Source organism: Ruegeria sp. CE8 (genome assembly GCF_056537465.1).
The window spans coordinates 13,264-31,064 of the sequence record NZ_JBQFRP010000003.1 but is presented as its reverse complement, the minus strand read 5'-3'; the positions used below and the strand labels follow the sequence as shown (position 1 = coordinate 31,064).

18 protein-coding genes are annotated in these 17,801 nt (G+C 59.1%); 10 read left to right on the top strand and 8 right to left on the bottom strand.

All coding sequences use genetic code 11. From position 1 onward, the window contains the following. Positions 1 to 9: 9 nt before the first annotated feature. Positions 10 to 405, bottom strand: a complete 396-nt coding sequence (locus ACR0AA_RS05845; RefSeq protein WP_480661251.1) for a hypothetical protein — start codon at positions 403 to 405, stop codon at positions 10 to 12. Positions 406 to 538: 133 nt separating this feature from the next. Between ACR0AA_RS05845 and ACR0AA_RS05840 the strand changes: the two genes are divergently transcribed. The 5 genes from ACR0AA_RS05840 (at position 539) to ACR0AA_RS05820 (ending at position 4,840) form a co-directional block, all read left to right on the top strand. Then, positions 539 to 1,177, top strand: coding sequence for a lysoplasmalogenase family protein (locus tag ACR0AA_RS05840; RefSeq protein ID WP_480661250.1), 639 nt, complete (start codon positions 539 to 541; stop codon positions 1,175 to 1,177). A 58-nt stretch (positions 1,178 to 1,235) separates the two neighbouring features. Further along, a complete protein-coding gene (gene ftsY, locus ACR0AA_RS05835; protein ID WP_480661249.1) occupies positions 1,236 to 2,399 on the top strand; it encodes a signal recognition particle-docking protein FtsY in 1,164 nt (387 codons plus the stop codon). 87 nt (positions 2,400 to 2,486) lie between these two features. Then, positions 2,487 to 3,389: an EamA family transporter gene (locus ACR0AA_RS05830; protein WP_480661248.1), complete on the top strand. Its 903-nt coding sequence runs from the start codon at positions 2,487 to 2,489 to the stop codon at positions 3,387 to 3,389. A 16-nt stretch (positions 3,390 to 3,405) separates the two neighbouring features. Further along, the gene (locus ACR0AA_RS05825; protein ID WP_480661247.1) at positions 3,406 to 4,011 is read left to right on the top strand and encodes an inner membrane-spanning protein YciB; all 606 of its coding nucleotides are present in this window, start codon (positions 3,406 to 3,408) and stop codon (positions 4,009 to 4,011) included. A gap of 160 nt (positions 4,012 to 4,171) precedes the next feature. Then, positions 4,172 to 4,840 carry a Crp/Fnr family transcriptional regulator gene (locus ACR0AA_RS05820; protein WP_480755635.1) on the top strand — a complete coding sequence of 223 codons (669 nt, stop codon included), beginning with the start codon at positions 4,172 to 4,174 and terminating at the stop codon, positions 4,838 to 4,840. A gap of 232 nt (positions 4,841 to 5,072) precedes the next feature. Here the strand turns inward: ACR0AA_RS05820 and ACR0AA_RS05815 are convergent, their stop codons facing one another. The 6 genes from ACR0AA_RS05815 to rpiA all read right to left on the bottom strand — a co-directional run bounded on the left by ACR0AA_RS05815 (position 5,073) and on the right by rpiA (position 11,734). After that, positions 5,073 to 6,509, bottom strand: a complete 1,437-nt coding sequence (locus ACR0AA_RS05815; RefSeq protein ID WP_480661911.1) for a Do family serine endopeptidase — start codon at positions 6,507 to 6,509, stop codon at positions 5,073 to 5,075. 185 nt (positions 6,510 to 6,694) lie between these two features. Further along, positions 6,695 to 6,889, bottom strand: a complete 195-nt coding sequence (locus ACR0AA_RS05810; RefSeq protein WP_480755634.1) for a DUF2065 domain-containing protein — start codon at positions 6,887 to 6,889, stop codon at positions 6,695 to 6,697. Then, positions 6,889 to 7,767, bottom strand: coding sequence for a protease modulator HflC (gene hflC / locus ACR0AA_RS05805; RefSeq protein ID WP_480661244.1), 879 nt, complete (start codon positions 7,765 to 7,767; stop codon positions 6,889 to 6,891). Before hflC ends, ACR0AA_RS05810 begins: the two co-directional genes overlap by 1 nt. Continuing rightward, complete coding sequence (gene hflK, locus ACR0AA_RS05800; protein ID WP_480661243.1) at positions 7,767 to 8,909, bottom strand: FtsH protease activity modulator HflK; 1,143 nt, start codon at positions 8,907 to 8,909, stop codon at positions 7,767 to 7,769. The genes hflC and hflK overlap by 1 nt, the downstream gene beginning before the upstream one ends. 72 nt (positions 8,910 to 8,981) lie before the next feature. Then, positions 8,982 to 10,340 carry a glutathione-disulfide reductase gene (gor, locus tag ACR0AA_RS05795; protein WP_480755633.1) on the bottom strand — a complete coding sequence of 453 codons (1,359 nt, stop codon included), beginning with the start codon at positions 10,338 to 10,340 and terminating at the stop codon, positions 8,982 to 8,984. Between the two features lie 608 nt (positions 10,341 to 10,948). Next, positions 10,949 to 11,734, bottom strand: coding sequence for a ribose-5-phosphate isomerase RpiA (rpiA, locus tag ACR0AA_RS05790; RefSeq protein ID WP_480661240.1), 786 nt, complete (start codon positions 11,732 to 11,734; stop codon positions 10,949 to 10,951). Between the two features lie 167 nt (positions 11,735 to 11,901). Between rpiA and ACR0AA_RS05785 the strand changes: the two genes are divergently transcribed. The 4 genes from ACR0AA_RS05785 to ACR0AA_RS05770 are packed head-to-tail and all read left to right on the top strand — an operon-like array spanning position 11,902 to position 15,368. After that, a complete protein-coding gene (locus ACR0AA_RS05785) occupies positions 11,902 to 12,603 on the top strand; it encodes a glutathione S-transferase family protein (RefSeq protein ID WP_480755833.1) in 702 nt (233 codons plus the stop codon). 1 nt (position 12,604) lies between these two features. Next, positions 12,605 to 13,978 carry an L-serine ammonia-lyase gene (locus tag ACR0AA_RS05780; protein ID WP_480755632.1) on the top strand — a complete coding sequence of 458 codons (1,374 nt, stop codon included), beginning with the start codon at positions 12,605 to 12,607 and terminating at the stop codon, positions 13,976 to 13,978. A 24-nt stretch (positions 13,979 to 14,002) separates the two neighbouring features. After that, positions 14,003 to 14,413, top strand: coding sequence for a GFA family protein (locus ACR0AA_RS05775; RefSeq protein WP_480755631.1), 411 nt, complete (start codon positions 14,003 to 14,005; stop codon positions 14,411 to 14,413). A gap of 40 nt (positions 14,414 to 14,453) precedes the next feature. Beyond that, positions 14,454 to 15,368: a DMT family transporter gene (locus tag ACR0AA_RS05770; protein WP_480755630.1), complete on the top strand. Its 915-nt coding sequence runs from the start codon at positions 14,454 to 14,456 to the stop codon at positions 15,366 to 15,368. Here ACR0AA_RS05770 and ACR0AA_RS05765 read toward each other — a convergent pair. After that, positions 15,313 to 16,020, bottom strand: coding sequence for a thiamine diphosphokinase (locus ACR0AA_RS05765; protein ID WP_480661236.1), 708 nt, complete (start codon positions 16,018 to 16,020; stop codon positions 15,313 to 15,315). The genes ACR0AA_RS05770 and ACR0AA_RS05765 overlap by 56 nt on opposite strands. 122 nt (positions 16,021 to 16,142) lie before the next feature. Here ACR0AA_RS05765 and ACR0AA_RS05760 point away from each other — a divergent pair, with 122 nt between their 5' ends. Then, positions 16,143 to 17,801, top strand: a complete 1,659-nt coding sequence (locus ACR0AA_RS05760; RefSeq protein ID WP_480661235.1) for a hypothetical protein — start codon at positions 16,143 to 16,145, stop codon at positions 17,799 to 17,801.

The following is a 17,801-nucleotide window of genomic DNA, read 5'->3' as shown; positions in this document are numbered from 1 at the left end:
CTAAGCTCGCTAAACGCCAACATCGGGGCCAAGGCAGACCATCTCTTCATCGATGTCGTCGGCCTCGTACAACACCGTCATATCCGGATTGCCTTCGAACTGAGCGATCAGGCCGCCGCCGGATTCAGTGAAAACCCAGCACTGCGGATCAAGACGGTCTTCGTAGATAAAGCAGATCTGCTCACCCTGTTCGTACCAGACACCTTCCTTGCACCTTCCATCCAGAAACGACCAGATCACGCGCCGGTTGGGCAAATAGCGTTCGACCCCGTACACCGTCCCCTGGAATCCATAGAACAAAGTCTTTCCGCGTGTGTACCTGTCGAATTCGGACCCCGACAATGCTGGCTGGGCCGCGGCAGTCTGAGCGGTCAGAATCAAGAGAATCGCAATTCGCGTCAGCATGGACGCATTTTGTCAGATGCGGTTCCGCATCGCCAACAGACAATTCCCCGCCACAGCTGCCTTAACGTCACTGCTTGAGTTGTTCATGCGTTCCCGGTGAAGTTGCTTGAAAAACGCCAACGGGGGACCTTTCATGACGATGGCATTAATCTGGATCGCCGCCGCAAGCGCACTGGCTTACCTGCCCATGTCGCCGCGACCTGCCAGCGCATTGCGATCAGTATTCAAAACTGCCTCAGTCGCGCTGCTGGCTCTGGTTGCAGCGCTAAGCGGCGCTCCGGTCCTGTTGACCATTGCGCTGGCTTTGTGCGCCGCAGGCGATGCGCTGTTGTCGCGCGAAACGGAGTCGACCTTCATGGCAGGTATCGGCGCATTCGCCGCAGGTCATCTGGCCTATATCGCATTGTTTCTGAGCAACCCTGCCAGTGACGCCGCCCTGATCTTTGACAGACCGGGCATCTTTTGGACGCTGATCATCCTTGGGATCGTGGCTGCAGCCCTGCTGGCCCCACGCGCCGGAGACCTCAAGATTCCGGTTCTGGGGTACATTCCGATCATCCTTGGCATGGGCGTTACGGTTCTTGCCTTACCCGAAGCGGGCGCTTTGCGATGGGCCTTGCCCGCTGCGCTGGCATTCATCGCGTCGGATCTGATCCTGGCGACCGAGAAGTTTTTGCTGCCCGCTGGCCATCCGGCCCTCAGGGTTACACCCTTCATGATCTGGATCCTGTATTGGTGCGCGCAGGCGGGGCTGCTACTTGCGTTGTCGTGACCCTTTGCACTTGCCGCAAATCCGCATTAGGTGAGGGGAACACCTGCGGAGACCAAAAATGGCGTTTTTCTCAAAGCTAAAGGACAAGCTGTTCAAATCCTCGTCCCGTCTCGAACAGGGGCTGGACGCCATCGTAGAAGATGGTGGTGAGGAAACTGCCGCCCCCGATCCCATTATACCCGATCCTGAGCCGCAGCCGGAACCGGTTCCCGAAGTTCCTCAGCCGGTGCCGGAAACCCCGGACCCAGCGCCAGTGCCGCAGCCAGTAGAAACGCCTGAACCTGCACCAGTCGACCCCACGCCTGCCCCGCCGCCACCCGAGACTGCGCCATCCAAGGGTGTTCTCGGGCGACTGTTTGGTCGCAGCGAAACAAAAACCATCATTCGGCGCACGTTGGATGACGACATGCTCGAGCAACTCGAAGAGCTGCTGATCGCCTCAGATATGGGTGTGGATACCGCGCTGCGCGTCACCTCCAACATGGCCGAGGGGCGGTTGGGCCGAAAAATGTCCACACAAGAGATCAAGCAGTTGCTGGCGCAGGAAGTCACCCGCGTTATGAAGCCAGTCGCCAAGCCCTTGCCGATCTACCCCAAACGTCCGCAGGTGGTGCTGGTCGTTGGCGTGAACGGATCAGGCAAAACCACGACCATCGGCAAACTGGCAAGCCAGTTCAAAGCCGCAGGCAAGAAGGTCGTCATCGCTGCCGGAGACACGTTCCGGGCTGCCGCCGTTGAACAGCTGCAGGTCTGGGGTGATCGCGCGGGCGTGCCCGTCCTGACTGCACCCGAAGGGTCCGACCCGGCCTCACTGGCCTTTGACGCACTGACCCGCGCCCAGCAAGACGGTGCGGACCTTCTCATGATCGACACGGCTGGTCGCTTGCAAAACCGGGCCGACCTGATGGAGGAACTGGCCAAAATCGTCCGCGTGATCCGTAAGATCGACGATACCGCCCCGCACAACACTTTGCTGGTTCTGGACGCCACAACCGGGCAGAACGCGCTGAGCCAGGTCGAGACCTTCCGCAATCTGGCCGATGTTTCGGGCCTAGTGATGACCAAACTCGACGGCACCGCCAAGGGCGGCGTGCTGGTCGCGCTGGCAGACAAGTTTGGCCTGCCCATCCACGCAATCGGCGTCGGTGAGCAGATCGACGATCTCGCGCCCTTCGATCCCGAAGAATTTGCCGCCGCCCTGACCGGCCTTGAACAAAGCTGATCCGAAACTTCATCTGACCCAAAATACCTTCCGTGCGTCTGGGGGTGGAAATCCCCCTGCCTCAACACCCAGCGAAAAGACTGACACTTGAGCGACTGGCTGATCTCTCTTGAAGGCACCGAAGCTGGCCACCAATTGGCCTTGAGTCTCGCTTTGATGGCGGCTTTTTTGCACGCCGTCTTCGGCGCGCTGCAAAAGGGTCGCCACGACCCCTGGCTGTCACGCGGGGCCATTGACGCAAGCTACTGCCTGATGGCAGCCCCCTTTGCGTTCTTCGTGGTGCCGTGGCCAGAACCCTATATGTGGCCAATCTTTGCAGTCGTCTGGCTGATCCACATTGCTTACAAGACGCTGCAGGCAATGGCTTACACCAAGGGATCTTACACCGTTGTTTACCCGGTGGTGCGCGGCACCGGCCCCTTGTTCACCGTGATCGGTGCTTATCTGCTGTTCGGCGAGACCTTTACGGGCATGCAATGGTTTGGTGTTCTGGTTTTGCTGGCAGGTATCTTTGGGTTGGCGGCCTATAACTTTCGGTTTCTCGAAACCAACCGGGAAACACTGGGCATCGCACTGGCGCTGGCCATCGCAACCGGCCTGTTCGTCGCGCTCTACACCACCTATGACGCCTACGGCATCCGAGCCACCGCCGATCCCTTCACCTTTCTGGCGTGGTTCTTCATGATCGACGGGGCCGCCATGCCGATCTATTCCTTCCTCAGGTGGCGCGCGATGATCAACCGCCCCGCCATCGGTCCGCTGATGTTGCGCGGGTTGGCAGGCGGCATCATCGCACCTATGTCCTTCGGAGCGATCATGCTGGCCACCCGACTGGACAAAGTCGGCGAGGCCGCTGTTCTGCGTGAAACCTCGACCGTGTTTGCCGCTCTCATCGGCTGGCTGGTTTTGAAGGAAACCGTGGGGCCAAGGCGGATTGCGCTGATGGCATTGATTGCATTGGGCGCCGTAATAGTTGAAATGGGCGGGTAAGCAGCAGGAAACCGACATGTCAGGCAAAAAAGAAATCAACCCGTTTCTGAAACAGGCGCTGGAGCTTGGCCCCCCTCTGGCCTTCTTCTTCATCTACCTGCGCTTGCGGGACGACAGCTTTATGATCAGTGGAACTGAATACTCTGGCTTCATCGTGGCCACCATCATCTTTGTACCGCTGATGCTGGCCGCCATGGGGATCCTCTGGTACCTGACGGGCAAGCTTAGCCGGATGCAGATCTTCACCGCATTTATGGTCATTTTCTTCGGCGGACTAACGGCCTGGTTCAATGACGAGCGGTTCTTCAAGATGAAAACCACGTTGGTGTACGGGTTCTTCTCGGTAATCCTGGGAATTGGTCTGCTGCAGGGGAAATCCTATCTGGCGTATGTTCTGGATGAGATGCTTCCCATGCGCCATGAGGGGTGGATGATCCTGACCCGGCGCCTGTGCGGTTGCTTCGCCGTTTTGGCCGTGGCCAACGAATTTGTATGGCGCACCATGTCGACTGACCTATGGGTCAAGATCGAAACCTTCGCTTTTCCAATCGCGTTGATGGTGTTTCTGATGCTGCAGTTCAGCCTTCTGCAAAGCTACATGGATGACCCCGACCACCAATAGGCGAAACGGCAAAAAACGCATTCTGCCTATGCGTTCGCACGGAAAACGGGGCGCCGACGTATCCTAGCTGCGTCGAACCCGACAAAATCCTTGGTTTTATTGCCCGGCTGTGGAACATTGGGGCACCACTCATACCAACAGCCGGAGCACTCTCAACCACATGACGGCTATCCCCAACAGCGGCTTTCTGTCCGAGGCATCAGACCGGCTTAGGGCGATGCTTTCCGCGCAGGCATCCGAGATATCTTTGGATCGAGGGGAAGTTCTGTTCGAACAAGGGGACGAAGGCGACGCGCTGTATGCCATTCTAGAAGGCACGCTTGAAGTTTCCTTCTTGGCGATGAGTGGCCGCAAGTTGTCATTGACCCTTATGAAGCCCGGTGAGGTATTCGGTGAGATCGCGCTTTTTGACAGCGGACCGCGGACAGCCACAATCGCAGCGGCCGAACCATCTCGGGTACTGCGCGTCCGCCGCAGCGATGTCATGGACCAGATCCGCCAGCATCCCGACCTTGCCGTCGACATGATCCGGCTGGCCGGTTTGCGCATGCGGTGGATGGGGTCGCAGCTAAATGAACAGGTGTTCCTGCCGATGCCCATTCGTCTGGCGCGCAAATTGCTGCATTTGTCCGCCCTTCAAGGCGAACCGGTGGACCGCATCACGTTATCGCAAAGCGAGCTGGCCGAGTTCGTGGGGGCCACGCGCGAGGCCGTGTCCAAAACGATTTCCACATGGAAGCGGGACAATGTCGTCGAGGCTTCTCGCGGTGGGTTGATGATCCAGGACTTTGAAGCCCTGAAAGAATTGGCCGAATCCGACCTCATCTAACTCAATTCGAGAGCTTGTGACCTCCTTCACATACGAAAGACGGCGCAATAGCTATGTTGAGAAGCGTTACCGTAGGAGGTCAGAGAATCATCCCCGATATCTGTCCACTGGCCTCTCCCTGTACCAGAGCCACGCGCCTCCCCGGCGTGTGGCTCACTTGCTTTCAGCGGCGCCAGAATTGAAAGGGCCGGAGCAATTGCCCCGGCCCTTTCACAACAATTGAAGTGGTGCGTTACTCGCCCAGGCTCAGCGCAACAAAGCGTGGGTCACCCCCGCGTCGCACCAGCAACAGCAGAGATTTACGTCCAGCCTCACGCGCTTCTTCCATGCGCGCCTCCAGGTCTTCAATCGACGTCACCTTTTGCTGACCGGCTTCGGTGATCAGATCACCGGCGCGCAGACCCTTGGAAAAGGCTTCCGAGGCTTCGTCAACTTCGGTGACGACCAACCCTTCGGCATCCTCTTCAAGACCAAGATCCGTGCGCAGCGTGTCGGTCAGCGGCGAGATGGTCAGGCCCAGAATGTCGGCGTTTTCTTCGGTCGGAGCCTCAGAGGTTTCGTCATCGCCGTCTTCTGCCCGCTCGGCGTCCTCACGACGGCCCAGCGTGACCAGAACCGTCTGTGTGCCACCGTCACGATGGACCACGACGCGCACCGATTTGCCGACCGTTGTCTCGCCGACCTGACGTACCAGGCCGCGCGTATCTTCGACTTCGACCCCATCAAAGCTGAGGATCACGTCACCGGCAAGCAGCCCGGCATCCTTGGCCGGCCCGTCCGGCACATCGCTGATCAGCGCGCCGCCGGGTTTGTCCAATCCCATCGCCTCGGCCATATCCTCGGTCACGTCCTGAATGCGCACGCCCAACCAACCGCGCCGGGTTTCACCGAACTCACGCAGTTGATCGACCACCTTCACAACGACATTGGATGCCATCGAGAAGCCAATCCCGATCGAACCGCCATTGGGCGATAGGATCGCAGTGTTCACGCCGATCACCTCGCCGTCCATATTGAACAGCGGACCGCCCGAGTTGCCCCGGTTGATTGCCGCGTCTGTCTGGATGTAATCGTCATATGATCCGCTCAGCGCACGGTTCCGCGCCGAAACAATACCAGCGGAAACCGAAAAACCCTGACCCAGCGGGTTGCCCATGGCGATGACCCAATCTCCGACGCGTGCAATATCGCTGTCGCCGAATTGCACATACTGCAGCGGGCTTGAAGCTTCGACCTTGAGCAGCGCGATATCGGTTTTCTCGTCGGTGCCGATCACTTTGGCAGGCAGCTCTTTCTTGGGCTGGCCATCGCCGGGGAAGAATTCGATCAGAATCTCATCCGCTTCCGCAATAACGTGATTGTTGGTGACGATATAGCCGTCCTCTGAAATCACGAAACCAGAGCCCAAAGCGTTGCTGCGACGCGGGCGGTTGCCTTCATCGCCGTTGCGGTCCTGAAACTCGCGGAAGAAATCCTCGAACGGGGATCCCTCGGGTACGATTCCCTGCGGTCCAGTCTGGCCCTCGATCAACGTGGAAGTTGTGATATTGACCACAGCCGGGCTGATCTTTTCCGCCAGAGGCGCTAGGCTTTCGCCCCGCGCCTGGGCCGAGACGGTCTGAGCCAGAACAAGCATCATCCCTACGAAGACCAGCCACATCAACCGCATTAAACCAACACCCTCGTCCTGCCGGACCGAAATACTGCGTGCTTGTGCCTGCACTTGGGAACTCCTTGTCAACAAATCTTGCCGAACCGCCCGCAGGCAGCCTTTCTTAGGAACCAATGTAGTCAGTTTGTCCAAGCCCGCAACTCGGGATCGCGGGGAAATCACCGGCAATTGAGGTGACAGTATCAAAACCCGACCTGATACGCGCCCCAAAGCAGCACCAGACCGGTCACGACACACAAAAGCCCGGTCGGCCGCCGGGCCTGTTCGGGGATGGAGCGCAACGCCTCCAACATACGCTCAATAAGCGAAGGGGCCAGCGCGTAGGCCAGCCCCTCGACAATCAGTACCAGCCCAAAGGCCAGAAGGATCAGTCCCATTACCGGCCCGCCTGCCCGGTGGGTGACTTCAGGTAATTGAAGAACTCGGAATCCGGGCTCAGCACCATCGAGCTGTTTCCGCCCTGCAGAGCGTTCTCATACGCGCTCAGCGAACGGTAGAACTCAAAAAACTCTGGGTCCGCGCCATAGGCTTCGGCAAAGATTGCGTTGCGTTCGGCGTCAGCCTCACCGCGGATGATCTCGGCCTCACGATTGGCATCCGACACCAGTTCAACCACGGTCCGGTCAGCCTGCGCGCGGACGCGCTGCGCGGCTTCGTTACCACGGGCGCGTTCGTCGGTCGCCTCACGTTCCCGTTCGGCTTTCATCCGGTCGAACGTCGCCTCGAGGTTAGCTTGTGGCAGGTCGGTGGCCTTCAAACGCACGTCGATCACGTTCACGCCCAGCGCCTGCGCTTCGGCAATTGCACTGTTCCGGATACGCAGCATCAGCGCGGCACGGTCCGAGCTGAGGATATCGCGGGACGATACCGAACCCAGAACCTCACGCGTTTCAGCGCGCAGGATACGGTCAAGGCGGTCTTCGGCGACAGGAATGCCGCCTACACCAACGGCCTGACGGAACCGGTTCAGGTCCGAGATCCGGTAGCGGGCAAAGGCATCAACAACCAGACGACGGTCGTCCAAAGGCGTAACCTCCAGCGGTTGAACGTCGATGGACAGGATTCGGTCGTCATAGCGGACAACTTCCTGAATCACCGGAATCTTGAATGCCAGACCGGGTTCTTCTTTTACGGCCACGACGCGACCAAACTGCAGGACCAGCGCGCGTTCACGCTCGTCCACAATGAAGATCGAAGACAACCCGACAACGCCAAGGATCACGACGAGGATAAGAATGATAGGTGACTTACGCATCAGTTGCTCCCCTCGGCCTGGTTGCGGCGCAGTTCGTTCAGCGGCAGATAAGGCACGACGCCCTGCCCCTGACCGGTCGAGTTTTCGTCAAGAATGATCTTGTCCACGTCACCCAGAACCTGCTCCATCCGCTCAAGATAGAGGCGTTTGCGGGTCACGTCCGGGGCTTTGGAGTATTCCTCCAGAACCGCGCTAAAGCGGCTGGCTTCACCCTGCGCGCTGTTGATCTGCTGGGCGCGATACGCCTCGGCTTCTTCCAGAACCTGTGCAGCTTCACCGCGCGCTTCCGCCAAAACGCGGTTCGCATAGGCGTCGGCCACGTTCTGAAGACGGTCACGTTCCTGTGCAGCGGCCTGAACGTCGCGGAATGCGGCAATCACGTCCTGCGGCGGATCGGCCTTGTCAAAGTTCACGCGTACGATGTTTATGCCTGAATCATAACTGTCCATTGTGGATTGGATCAGTTCCTGCAGCCGGTCCGCGATGACACCACGATCCCGGTTCAGGATCGGGGCCAGTTCGCTTTGCGCGATGATTTCGCGCATCGCCGATTCCGAAACCGCTCGGATTGTTTGACGCGGGTCCCGCAGATTGAAGAGGAATCTAGCCGGGTCGCTGATGTTCCAGACGACCTGATAGTCAATGTCGACCACGTTTTCGTCACCGGTCAGCATCAGACCATCGTCGCTGCCACGCGTGCCGCCCATGTCTTCGGTTTGTTCACGGGTGACCGGGATGACTTCAGCAGTCACAAAGGGCCATGGGGCAAAGTTCAGACCCGGATTGCCGACGGCCGAGAACTCGCCCAGAAACAGCTCAACCGACTGTTCTTCGGGCTTGACGGTATAGAAGCTGGCTGCGCCCCAAAGCACAGCCGCAACAACCACACCGATCAGCACAGTGCCTTTGGTAAAGATGGGACCGCCCCCACCTGCACCCTGACCGCCGCCACGGCCCGAACCGCCGCGGCCGCCCATCAGGACGCGCAGTTGCTCTTGACCCTTCTTCATCAGCTCATCGATCTCGGGGATCTGCGGGCCGTCGCCTTCGGGGGGCTTGCGCCCGTCCCCGTTGTCACCCCGATTTCCTCCGCCTCCGGATGAGCCTCCGCCCCCCCAGGGGCCACCGCTGTTGCCCGCCATATGTATCAATTCCTTCGTGTTGGACCGTGTGATCACGGGTTCCCTTGTAACTTGTGTGCGCGCGGTTGCAAATCAAGCAGTGCGCACAGGTTGCCGCATTGTCACCAGTTCTTCGGCCATTACCGGGTGAACGGCAACCGTTCGGTCGAAATCTTCCTTGGTTGCGCCCATCTTGACGGCAATACCCGCCAGCTGGATCATCTCGCCCGCGCCGGGTGCAACTATGTGGCAGCCCAGAACCTTGCGGGTCGCCTTGCTGACGATCAGCTTCATCAGCACGCGCTGTGTTCCACCGGCAAACGCCTTTTGCATCGGCTTGAACGAAGTCGCATAAACGTCAATCGGTTCCTGTGCCGCTGCGTCTTCTTCACTGAGGCCCACCGTGCCGAATTCCGGCTGCGTAAAGATCGCGGTCGGGATCAGTTCGTGATCCACCGGTGTGGGGTTGCCCTTGAACACGGTTTCTACAAAGGCCATGCCTTCACGGATTGCCACGGGCGTCAGGTTCACGCGATCAGTGACGTCCCCGATGGCATAGATCGACGGCACGCCAGTCTGACTGTACTCATCCACCACGATCTCACCTTTGCGGCCACGCTCAACGCCCAGCGCCTCAAGGCCCAGATTGTCAGCGTTCGGAGCGCGCCCAGTCGCATACATCACCAGGTCGAACTGATCCTCGGTGCCGTCGGTGGCTTTGACGCGGATCTTGTCACCCACTTTGGTCATCTCCAGCACATTGGTGCCCAAGCGAACGTCGATGCCGTTCTGGCGCATTTCTTCGCAGATCAGACCGCGCGCTTCTTCGTCAAAGCCGCGCAGGATTTGCGCGCCACGATAAAACTGAGTGGTCTTCACCCCCATCCCGTTCATAATCCCGGCGAACTCGCTGGCGATGTAACCGCCGCCGACAATCAGGATGCTTTCCGGCAGCTTGTCGAGGTGGAAGATTTCGTTCGACGTGATCGCCAAGTCCGATCCCGGGAATTCGGGCACGACCGGACGACCGCCGGTAGCGATCAGGATGTGCTTGGCCGTCTTACGTGTGCCGTCGGCCAGCTCGACCGTGTGGGCATCAACAACAGTGGCACGCTGATCAAAGCTTTCGACACCGTTGTTTTTCAGGATATTGCGGTAGATGCCTTCCAGCCGGTCCAGTTCGGTCACCAGTTTGCCATGGAAGGTTTTCCAATTCAGCGCGCCGGGCTGAATGTCCCAGCCATAGGCCTGCGCATCGCCCACCATGCCCGAGAACTCGCTGGCAAAGACCATCAGCTTTTTGGGCACACAGCCCCGGATGACGCAAGTACCGCCATAGCGATCCTCTTCCGCCAGCGCCACCTTGGCTCCGTTCTCGCCAGCTGCCACACGCGCGGCGCGAACCCCGCCTGAACCTCCGCCGATGACGAACAGATCATAGTCAAAGCTCATTTGTCCTGCCTCTTCCAAACTTCAGCAATCGCCACAAAGACGTTGCAAAGGGGTGTACTCTATCTCGCGCTGCTGTCCATAGCCTTCCGTTTGGCAAGCTGAGCCTCCCAGGGGGCATCCAAATCCGGCCAATATTGACGCAACGCGTTGATGAACTCGTCAGATATGCTCTGCGGTATTCCTTTCAACGGAAAATCCGCGAAGCTGTGATCGTTTCGAAGGCGAATACAGATTGTTCGGGCTGGAATAGGCGCCCACCGTTTAACCCGCAGAACCTCAATCGCCCTTAATTCACTCCAGCCGCAGGATACTAATTCACACAGTCCGCCCGGCTTCTTGTAAGCAAAGCATAGCCCCTCGGGTGCGACAGAGGCCACGATATCTGTCCTGCGTAACAATTGAACCAAATAGATAAGTATGCTCACAGCCAGAATGCCAAACGTCAAATCATAGAAAATAGCGGTTGGGCCTTCCGAGCGCGGTGCGTACCTGAAGTAGGCAAACGGCATCAGCCCCAGCAACGTAGCCCCGCCGCCCCTGACCATCAAACGCATAGATCGCGACAGCCGAGTTTCCCTGACCAAATAGGTCGGTCCCGCATCCAACCCTTAGTCCGCCAGATCCGAAAATAGGTTCTCTCCGCCCCCGACCAACTGGTCCAGCTCGATCGTTCCTTCGTTAATATCGCGCAACTCGACCCGGCCATCGCCGTGGCCGATCACAACTTTGTCACAGATGTCGATGAATAACCCGTTCTCGACCACACCCGGCACCTGGTTCAACACCAGCGCCAGTTGCCGGGGGTTTCCGATGCGCTGAAGGTGAAGGTCAAGGATGTGGTTACCCTCATCGGTGACAAACGGCGCCTCTCCGTTCATACGCAGCGCGCCAGAGGTGCCCAGCACATCCATCGTATCCAGCGCCTCTTCGATCAGGGTCCGCGTGGTTTGCCACCCAAATGGGATCACCTCGACCGGCAAAGGGAACGCACCCAGCGTTTCGACCTCTTTTCCTGCATCCGCAATCACCACCATCTGGTCGCTGGCCGTTGCGACGATCTTTTCCTGCAGATGCGCGCCACCGCCGCCCTTGATCAGGTTCAGGTCGCCGTCGAACTCATCCGCGCCGTCGATGGTCAGGTCCAGCCAGCCGGCCTGATCCAGCGAGACGACCTCGATCCCCAGTTCACGCGCCAGTTGCGCGGTGCGGGTCGACGTTGGAACGCCCTTGATCCGCAATCCTTCGTCCTGCACCCGTTCACCCAAACGCCGAACCATCCAGGCGGCAGTCGATCCGGTGCCCAGCCCGACGCGCATTCCGTCCTGAACCATTTCGGCGGCACGGCGCGCAGCTACATATTTGGCCTTGTCGATGGGTGACAGATCTCCGGTCATGGCAACATTCCCCTATAGTACCAAGGGACTTATACGAAATGCTCTGCTCAACTGCGAGCGCCAATTCGCCCGTCGCCAGAGCTAAGATGACGCAAAAATACGCGTTTCCGATTGGAAACGTCGCAATCGGCGCGTTGGACACCGAAGCTAGTGTATACATACACCCCATGAACGCGCCTTACAGACTGCACTATGCCCCCGACAACGCCTCCCTGGTGATCAGACTGGTGCTGGAAGAGATGGGCCTGTCGTTTGAAACGGCGCTGGTGGATCGTCGGCAAAACGCGCAGGACGGTCCGGCCTACAGGGCGCTAAACCCAAACGGTCTGATCCCGGTTCTCGAAACACCGCAAGGCCCAATCTTTGAGACGGCGGCGATCCTGTTATGGCTGTCCGATACGCACGGCCAGATGGCGCCTGCCCCGGACAGCCCGGATCGGGCAGCGTTCCTAAAGTGGCTCTTTTTTGCCTCGAACACGCTGCACGCGGATCTGCGCGTTCTGTTCTACGCCGAAAAATACATCGAAGCGGCGCAAGCCGACACATTGCGTCACGGTATCCGCCCCCGGCTGCGCCGGCATCTTCGGGTTCTTGATGACGTAGCCCGTAAAGCACCCAACTGGTTGCACACCGACCAGCCTTCGGTGCTGACCTACTACATTGCCTGCCAGATGCGTTGGATGGCCCTTTATCCGGCCCGAGCTGATCGCAGTTGGTATCAATTGGCGGATACGCCTTATCTGCAAACCATTCTGACGCACCTAGAAAACCGCCCCGCAACCCGGGCTGCCATCTCGGCAGAGGGGTTGGGGGCTACCCCCTTCACCAGTCCAGCTTACGCTAAACCTCCAGAAGGCTCTGCTACCTGATATGTTCCTGTCTGTCTTCGATATGTTCAAAGTGGGCATCGGCCCGTCCTCGTCACACACCATGGGGCCTATGGTTGCCGCCGCACGGTTCCTGGACCTGATGCGCGAGTCTCCGTTTGAATTTGCGGGACTACGCGGATCGTTGCACGGGTCACTGGCCTTTACCGGGGTCGGTCACGCAACCGATCGCGCCACAATCCTTGGGCTGGCGGGGTTTGTGCCCGACACCTATGACAACGACAAGGCCGAGGCCGCACTGGCCGCTATCGCCAAAACACACTCCGTCACGCCCGAGGGGCTGCCGACCCTGAAGTTCGATCCGAAAAACGATCTGATCTTCGACTACGATCACAACCTGCCCGGCCACGCCAACGGGATGATCCTGATGGCCACCGACGCGCAAGGCGACGTGATCCTGCGTCAGGTCTACTACTCCGTCGGCGGCGGCTTTGTCCTGACCGAAGAAGAATTGGCCGAGGGCAAGGCCACCAACGACGGACCGCCCGTGCCCTTCCCGTTCCATTCGGCAGCCGAAATGCTGGAGATGGCCAAGACAAGCGGCAAGAGCATTGCCCAGATGAAGCGCGAGAACGAAATCGCACGCGGCTGCGCTGACAGTTTCGCCAAAGGCACTGCACGCCTTTGGGAGGTCATGAACAACTGCATCGAACGCGGTCTGAAGACCGACGGCATCCTGCCCGGCGGGCTAAATGTACGCCGTCGCGCCAAAGGCATTCACGACGCGCTGTTGGCCGAGCGCGGCATGAACCTGAACGCGCCGCACACCATTAACGATTGGATGAGCGTCTATGCGATGGCAGTTAACGAGGAAAACGCTGCGGGCGGGCAAGTCGTCACCGCTCCCACCAACGGTGCGGCGGGCACTATGCCAGCAGTCCTGCGCTATTACCTCGACCACGTGCCGGGGGCCTCAGAGAGCCATATCGAAGACTTCCTGCTGACGGCAGCCGCCATTGGCGGTCTGGTCAAGTACAACGCCTCGATCTCGGGCGCTGAGGCGGGCTGTCAGGCCGAGGTCGGAAGTGCTTCGGCCATGGCCGCGGCGGGTCTGTGCGCTGTGATGGGTGGCACGCCCGAACAGGTGGAGAACGCGGCAGAGATCGCGCTGGAGCATCATCTGGGTATGACCTGTGACCCGGTTGCCGGGCTGGTGCAGGTGCCCTGCATCGAACGTAACGGACTTGCGGCGATCAAGGCCGTCTCGGCAGCGTCACTGGCGCTGCGCGGTGACGGGCAGCATTTCGTGCCGCTGGATGCAGTAATCGAGACGATGCGCCAGACAGGGCATGATATGCACGAGAAATACAAGGAAACATCTCTGGGCGGACTGGCGGTGAACGTGCCAAACTGCTGACATTGACAGCGACGGAGGACAGCGATGCAAGGACACTGCCTGTGCGGCACCATCCGATACGAAGTTGATCCTCCGGTCCTGTCCTGCGTGAGCTGCCATTGCGACAGTTGCCGCAGGCAATGCGCTGCCCCGATGACGACCTATTTCGGCGTGCGGGACGGGCAATGGCGCTGGACGGGAGAACTGCCAAAGACCTTCAACTCATCCCCTGGGGTCGAGCGCAGCTTTTGCCCCAATTGCGGAACGCCGATCTCGTTCCGCTCACAATCCATGTCAGACGTGCTGCACCTGTATGTCGCCACGCTGGAAGACCCCAACCAGCTGCAGCCGACACTGCATGTCGCCCACGAAGAAAGGCTGACATGGCTGAAACTGGATGACGACCTGCCTGTTTGCATCGGGCCGGACTACACCAAGGTTCAGCCCCTGCCCTAAGCGCTTTCAACCGACTGACAAAACCCGTAGCGTCGCGGGTATGACACAGGACCGTCCCGTATTCGGCATCTTCTTGATGCTATGCTTTTGCGTGCTCGCGCCGCTGGGCGATTCAATTGCCAAGCTGTTGGGCGAGACGACCCCGGTCGGCATTCTGGTCTTCATTCGTTTTGCTGTTCAGGCGCTGATTCTGATTCCGCTGGTAGCACTGACTAGTCGGCCCTGGCGCATGAGCAGGCGCATCCTGCGGCTTGCAATCATCCGCACGGTTCTGCACATCCTCGGCATCGCAGCAATGTTCAGTGCGCTTCTGTACCTGCCGCTGGCGGATGCGGTTGCCATCGCATTTGTTATGCCCTTCATCATGTTGCTGCTTGGAAAATACGTGTTGGGCGAAGAGGTCGGCATGCGTCGCCTGATCGCCTGCATTGTCGGCTTCGGTGGTACTTTGCTGGTCATTCAGCCCAGCTTTATTCAGGTCGGTGCAGCCGCCCTTTTGCCCTTGGGCGTTGCTGTGGTCTTCTCATTGTTCATGTTGGTGACGCGTCAATTCGCAAAAGAGACCGACCCAATTGCGCTGCAAGCCGTGTCCGGGGTGATCGCGACGGTCCTGCTGCTGCCTGTTCTGATAGCTGGAACGCATGGCGGAGTTTGGCAGCTGTCCCTTGTGGTGCCCGCAAGCGACAGCCACCTCCTGCTCATCGGGATAGGTGTGTTGGGAACAGTCGCGCATTTGTTCATGACCTGGTCGTTGCGGTATGCGCCGTCGGCCACTCTGGCCCCCATGCAATACCTTGAGATCCCGGTTGCAACGTTTTTTGGTTGGCTGATCTTCCATGACCTGCCGAATGGCCTGGCAGCAATGGGCATCGGCATCACCGTCGCGGCGGGCCTTTATGTCATTCTTCGCGAGCGGGCCAGTGCCCGATCTGTCCCGACAGAAACGCCTGCGTGACCTGATCCAAAGCGTAACGTGGCACCATAACCAGCATCCCCGGCGCGTCCGCAGTTAGCTCGACCTCGGCCAATGCCCGGTTGGACGTGCCGATCTGCCCGCCGGGTTCCATCACAAGATCGTCGATCGGCCACTCCAGCCCCCGGCTCGTTCCGGTTACCCGTCGAAACGGAAACAAGGAAACCGCGTCCCCCGGCGTTATGCTGAGGGCAATCCGGGGTGGCGCATGGAAAACCACCTCACGTTCACCCAAAAGGACGCAGGGCCGATCCTGTCTTTCAATCAGCGTGTTGAGCACCGCGAGTTGATGATCCAGCCGCCCGCCCAGAAAACCGACACCCAGCACAAGAGGCGCGTCGATGCTGCGCAGCGCCTTGTCGAAATCCGTACTGTCTTGTTCACGTATCGGAAACAGACGGTCCGGCGGTATCCGGTCTTTGTGCCGATTTTGAAGCGAATCGAAATCACCAATCACCGCATCCGGAATACGACCTGATTCCACCAGCGGGGCTGCCCCGCCATCGGCGGCCACAACCGTTTCGGCGCGAATCGTCACCAGATTCAGGTCCTCCGGGCCAATTTGACCGCCGCCAACCAGCGCAATTGGCTCGTTTGACCGCACAATTGACTGTTTTTTTCTAAGATTGATCATTTTTTCCGGATTTGGACACATTGAGACCACAAAATGATAGGTTCATGCATAGAGTTCCGAGCCAATGCGTGTGCCTGCACAAGGCTGGTTGGCTCTCGTAGTTTGTAGAGGACGTGCGTCTGATGGTACAGAATAACAAGGTATTGACCGTTTCTTATGGAACCTTCTCCTGCACATTGGAAGGTTTTGACGATTCATTCGAAACGATGAAAGCCATTGCCGAATACTTCCGTGATCTTGCTGCCGATGATCGTTACTTCGGTTCAGAGCCACCGCAGCCGGACGCCGAAATGCTGACACGGATAGCGCAACGCGAAGCCTCGAAACATGTAGAAGCCAGCCAAAGCGACTCGGGCCTGCTGCTGCGCGCGACCCAGCCAGCGGCTGCGCCCGCGCCCGCGGCGGTTTCGCCAACTGCACAACCCGAACCAACGCACCTCAGCAACACGCCGCCCGCTCAGGGGTCCGCATCCTTCTTTGCCGACGCCGAGCCAGTCGAAAACGCTCCGCCCCCAGCGGCGGATAGCATCGCCGCCAAACTGCAGCGCATTCGCGCCGTTGTGTCCCATTCCGAGGAAAATTCGGTCATTTATGCCGAAGACGAAGAAACAAACCTGGTCAACCAACCAGCCGCCCCCATGGACGCAGTCGCAGCCGCGTTTGAGGCCGGCTCGCTCGAATCCTCGGACTTGACCGATACGACCGAAGCGAAAACAGAAGACACCGTGGAAGCGGTGACCGAGGCGACGACTTCAACGTTCGCAGCGGAAGACACCGATAACATCGTCACCCCACCGGAGCCGGAGATACAGGCCGAAGAAGACGACACCGCCGAGGAGCCGATTGAACCGACCCAATCGTTCGCCATGGGTGCGGGTACCGAGTACGAGGACGAAGAAGAAACACCCTCTCCATCCGTTCTGTTCACTGATCTTGAGGAAAGCACAGACGCAGATGAGGCCGGCAATATTCTGGGCGAAGAGGCCGAGGGTGAGCAAACCGACGAAGTCGCCGAAACCAGAGAGGGCTATCTGACCGCCGAGGATGAGACGAACGTGCTCCGCGAAATCTCGAAGGTTGAGGCCACGATGGCGAGTCTTACATCGCATTCCTCGTCTGACGAGACCGCTCTGGATCAGGACATGTCGCGTCTGATGGACAAGGCAGACGTTCAGATGGACGATCCAGCCACCAACAAGCAGCGCGAAACCTATTCGCATCTGCGCTCGGCTGTCGCTGCGACCGAAGCTGAACGCGCAGATCAAAACAAGGCAGACGATGACTCGGTTGAAAGCGGCTATCGCGGCGATCTGACTTCGGTCGTCAGCCCGCGCCGTCCGGAAATCCAGGTCACCAGCATGCGCCCGCAGTCGGATACGTCCACGCCGCTGAAGCTGGTGGCGGAACAGCGCGTCGACACCAATGAGCAAGACGCAGGACCGGTGACCCCCCGTCGCGTGACTTCGAGTTCGGAAGAGGAGACCAGCGAGGAAGGTGGTTTTGCCCTGTTCGCTCAGGAGCAAGGCGCTCAGTCGTTGCCCGATCTTCTGGAGGCCGCCGCAGCGTATTTGTCATTCATCGAAGGTCAGGAACAGTTTTCGCGCCCGCAACTGATGAACAAGATCCGCTCGCTCAAGCAGGACGACTTCAATCGCGAAGAAAGCCTGCGCTCTTTCGGTCAGCTGCTGCGTGACGGCAAGATCGAGAAAGCCGGTGGCGGTCGTTTCGCGGCATCCACGCAGATCGGGTTCCGCCCCGATGATGAGCGCGCCGCGGGTTAA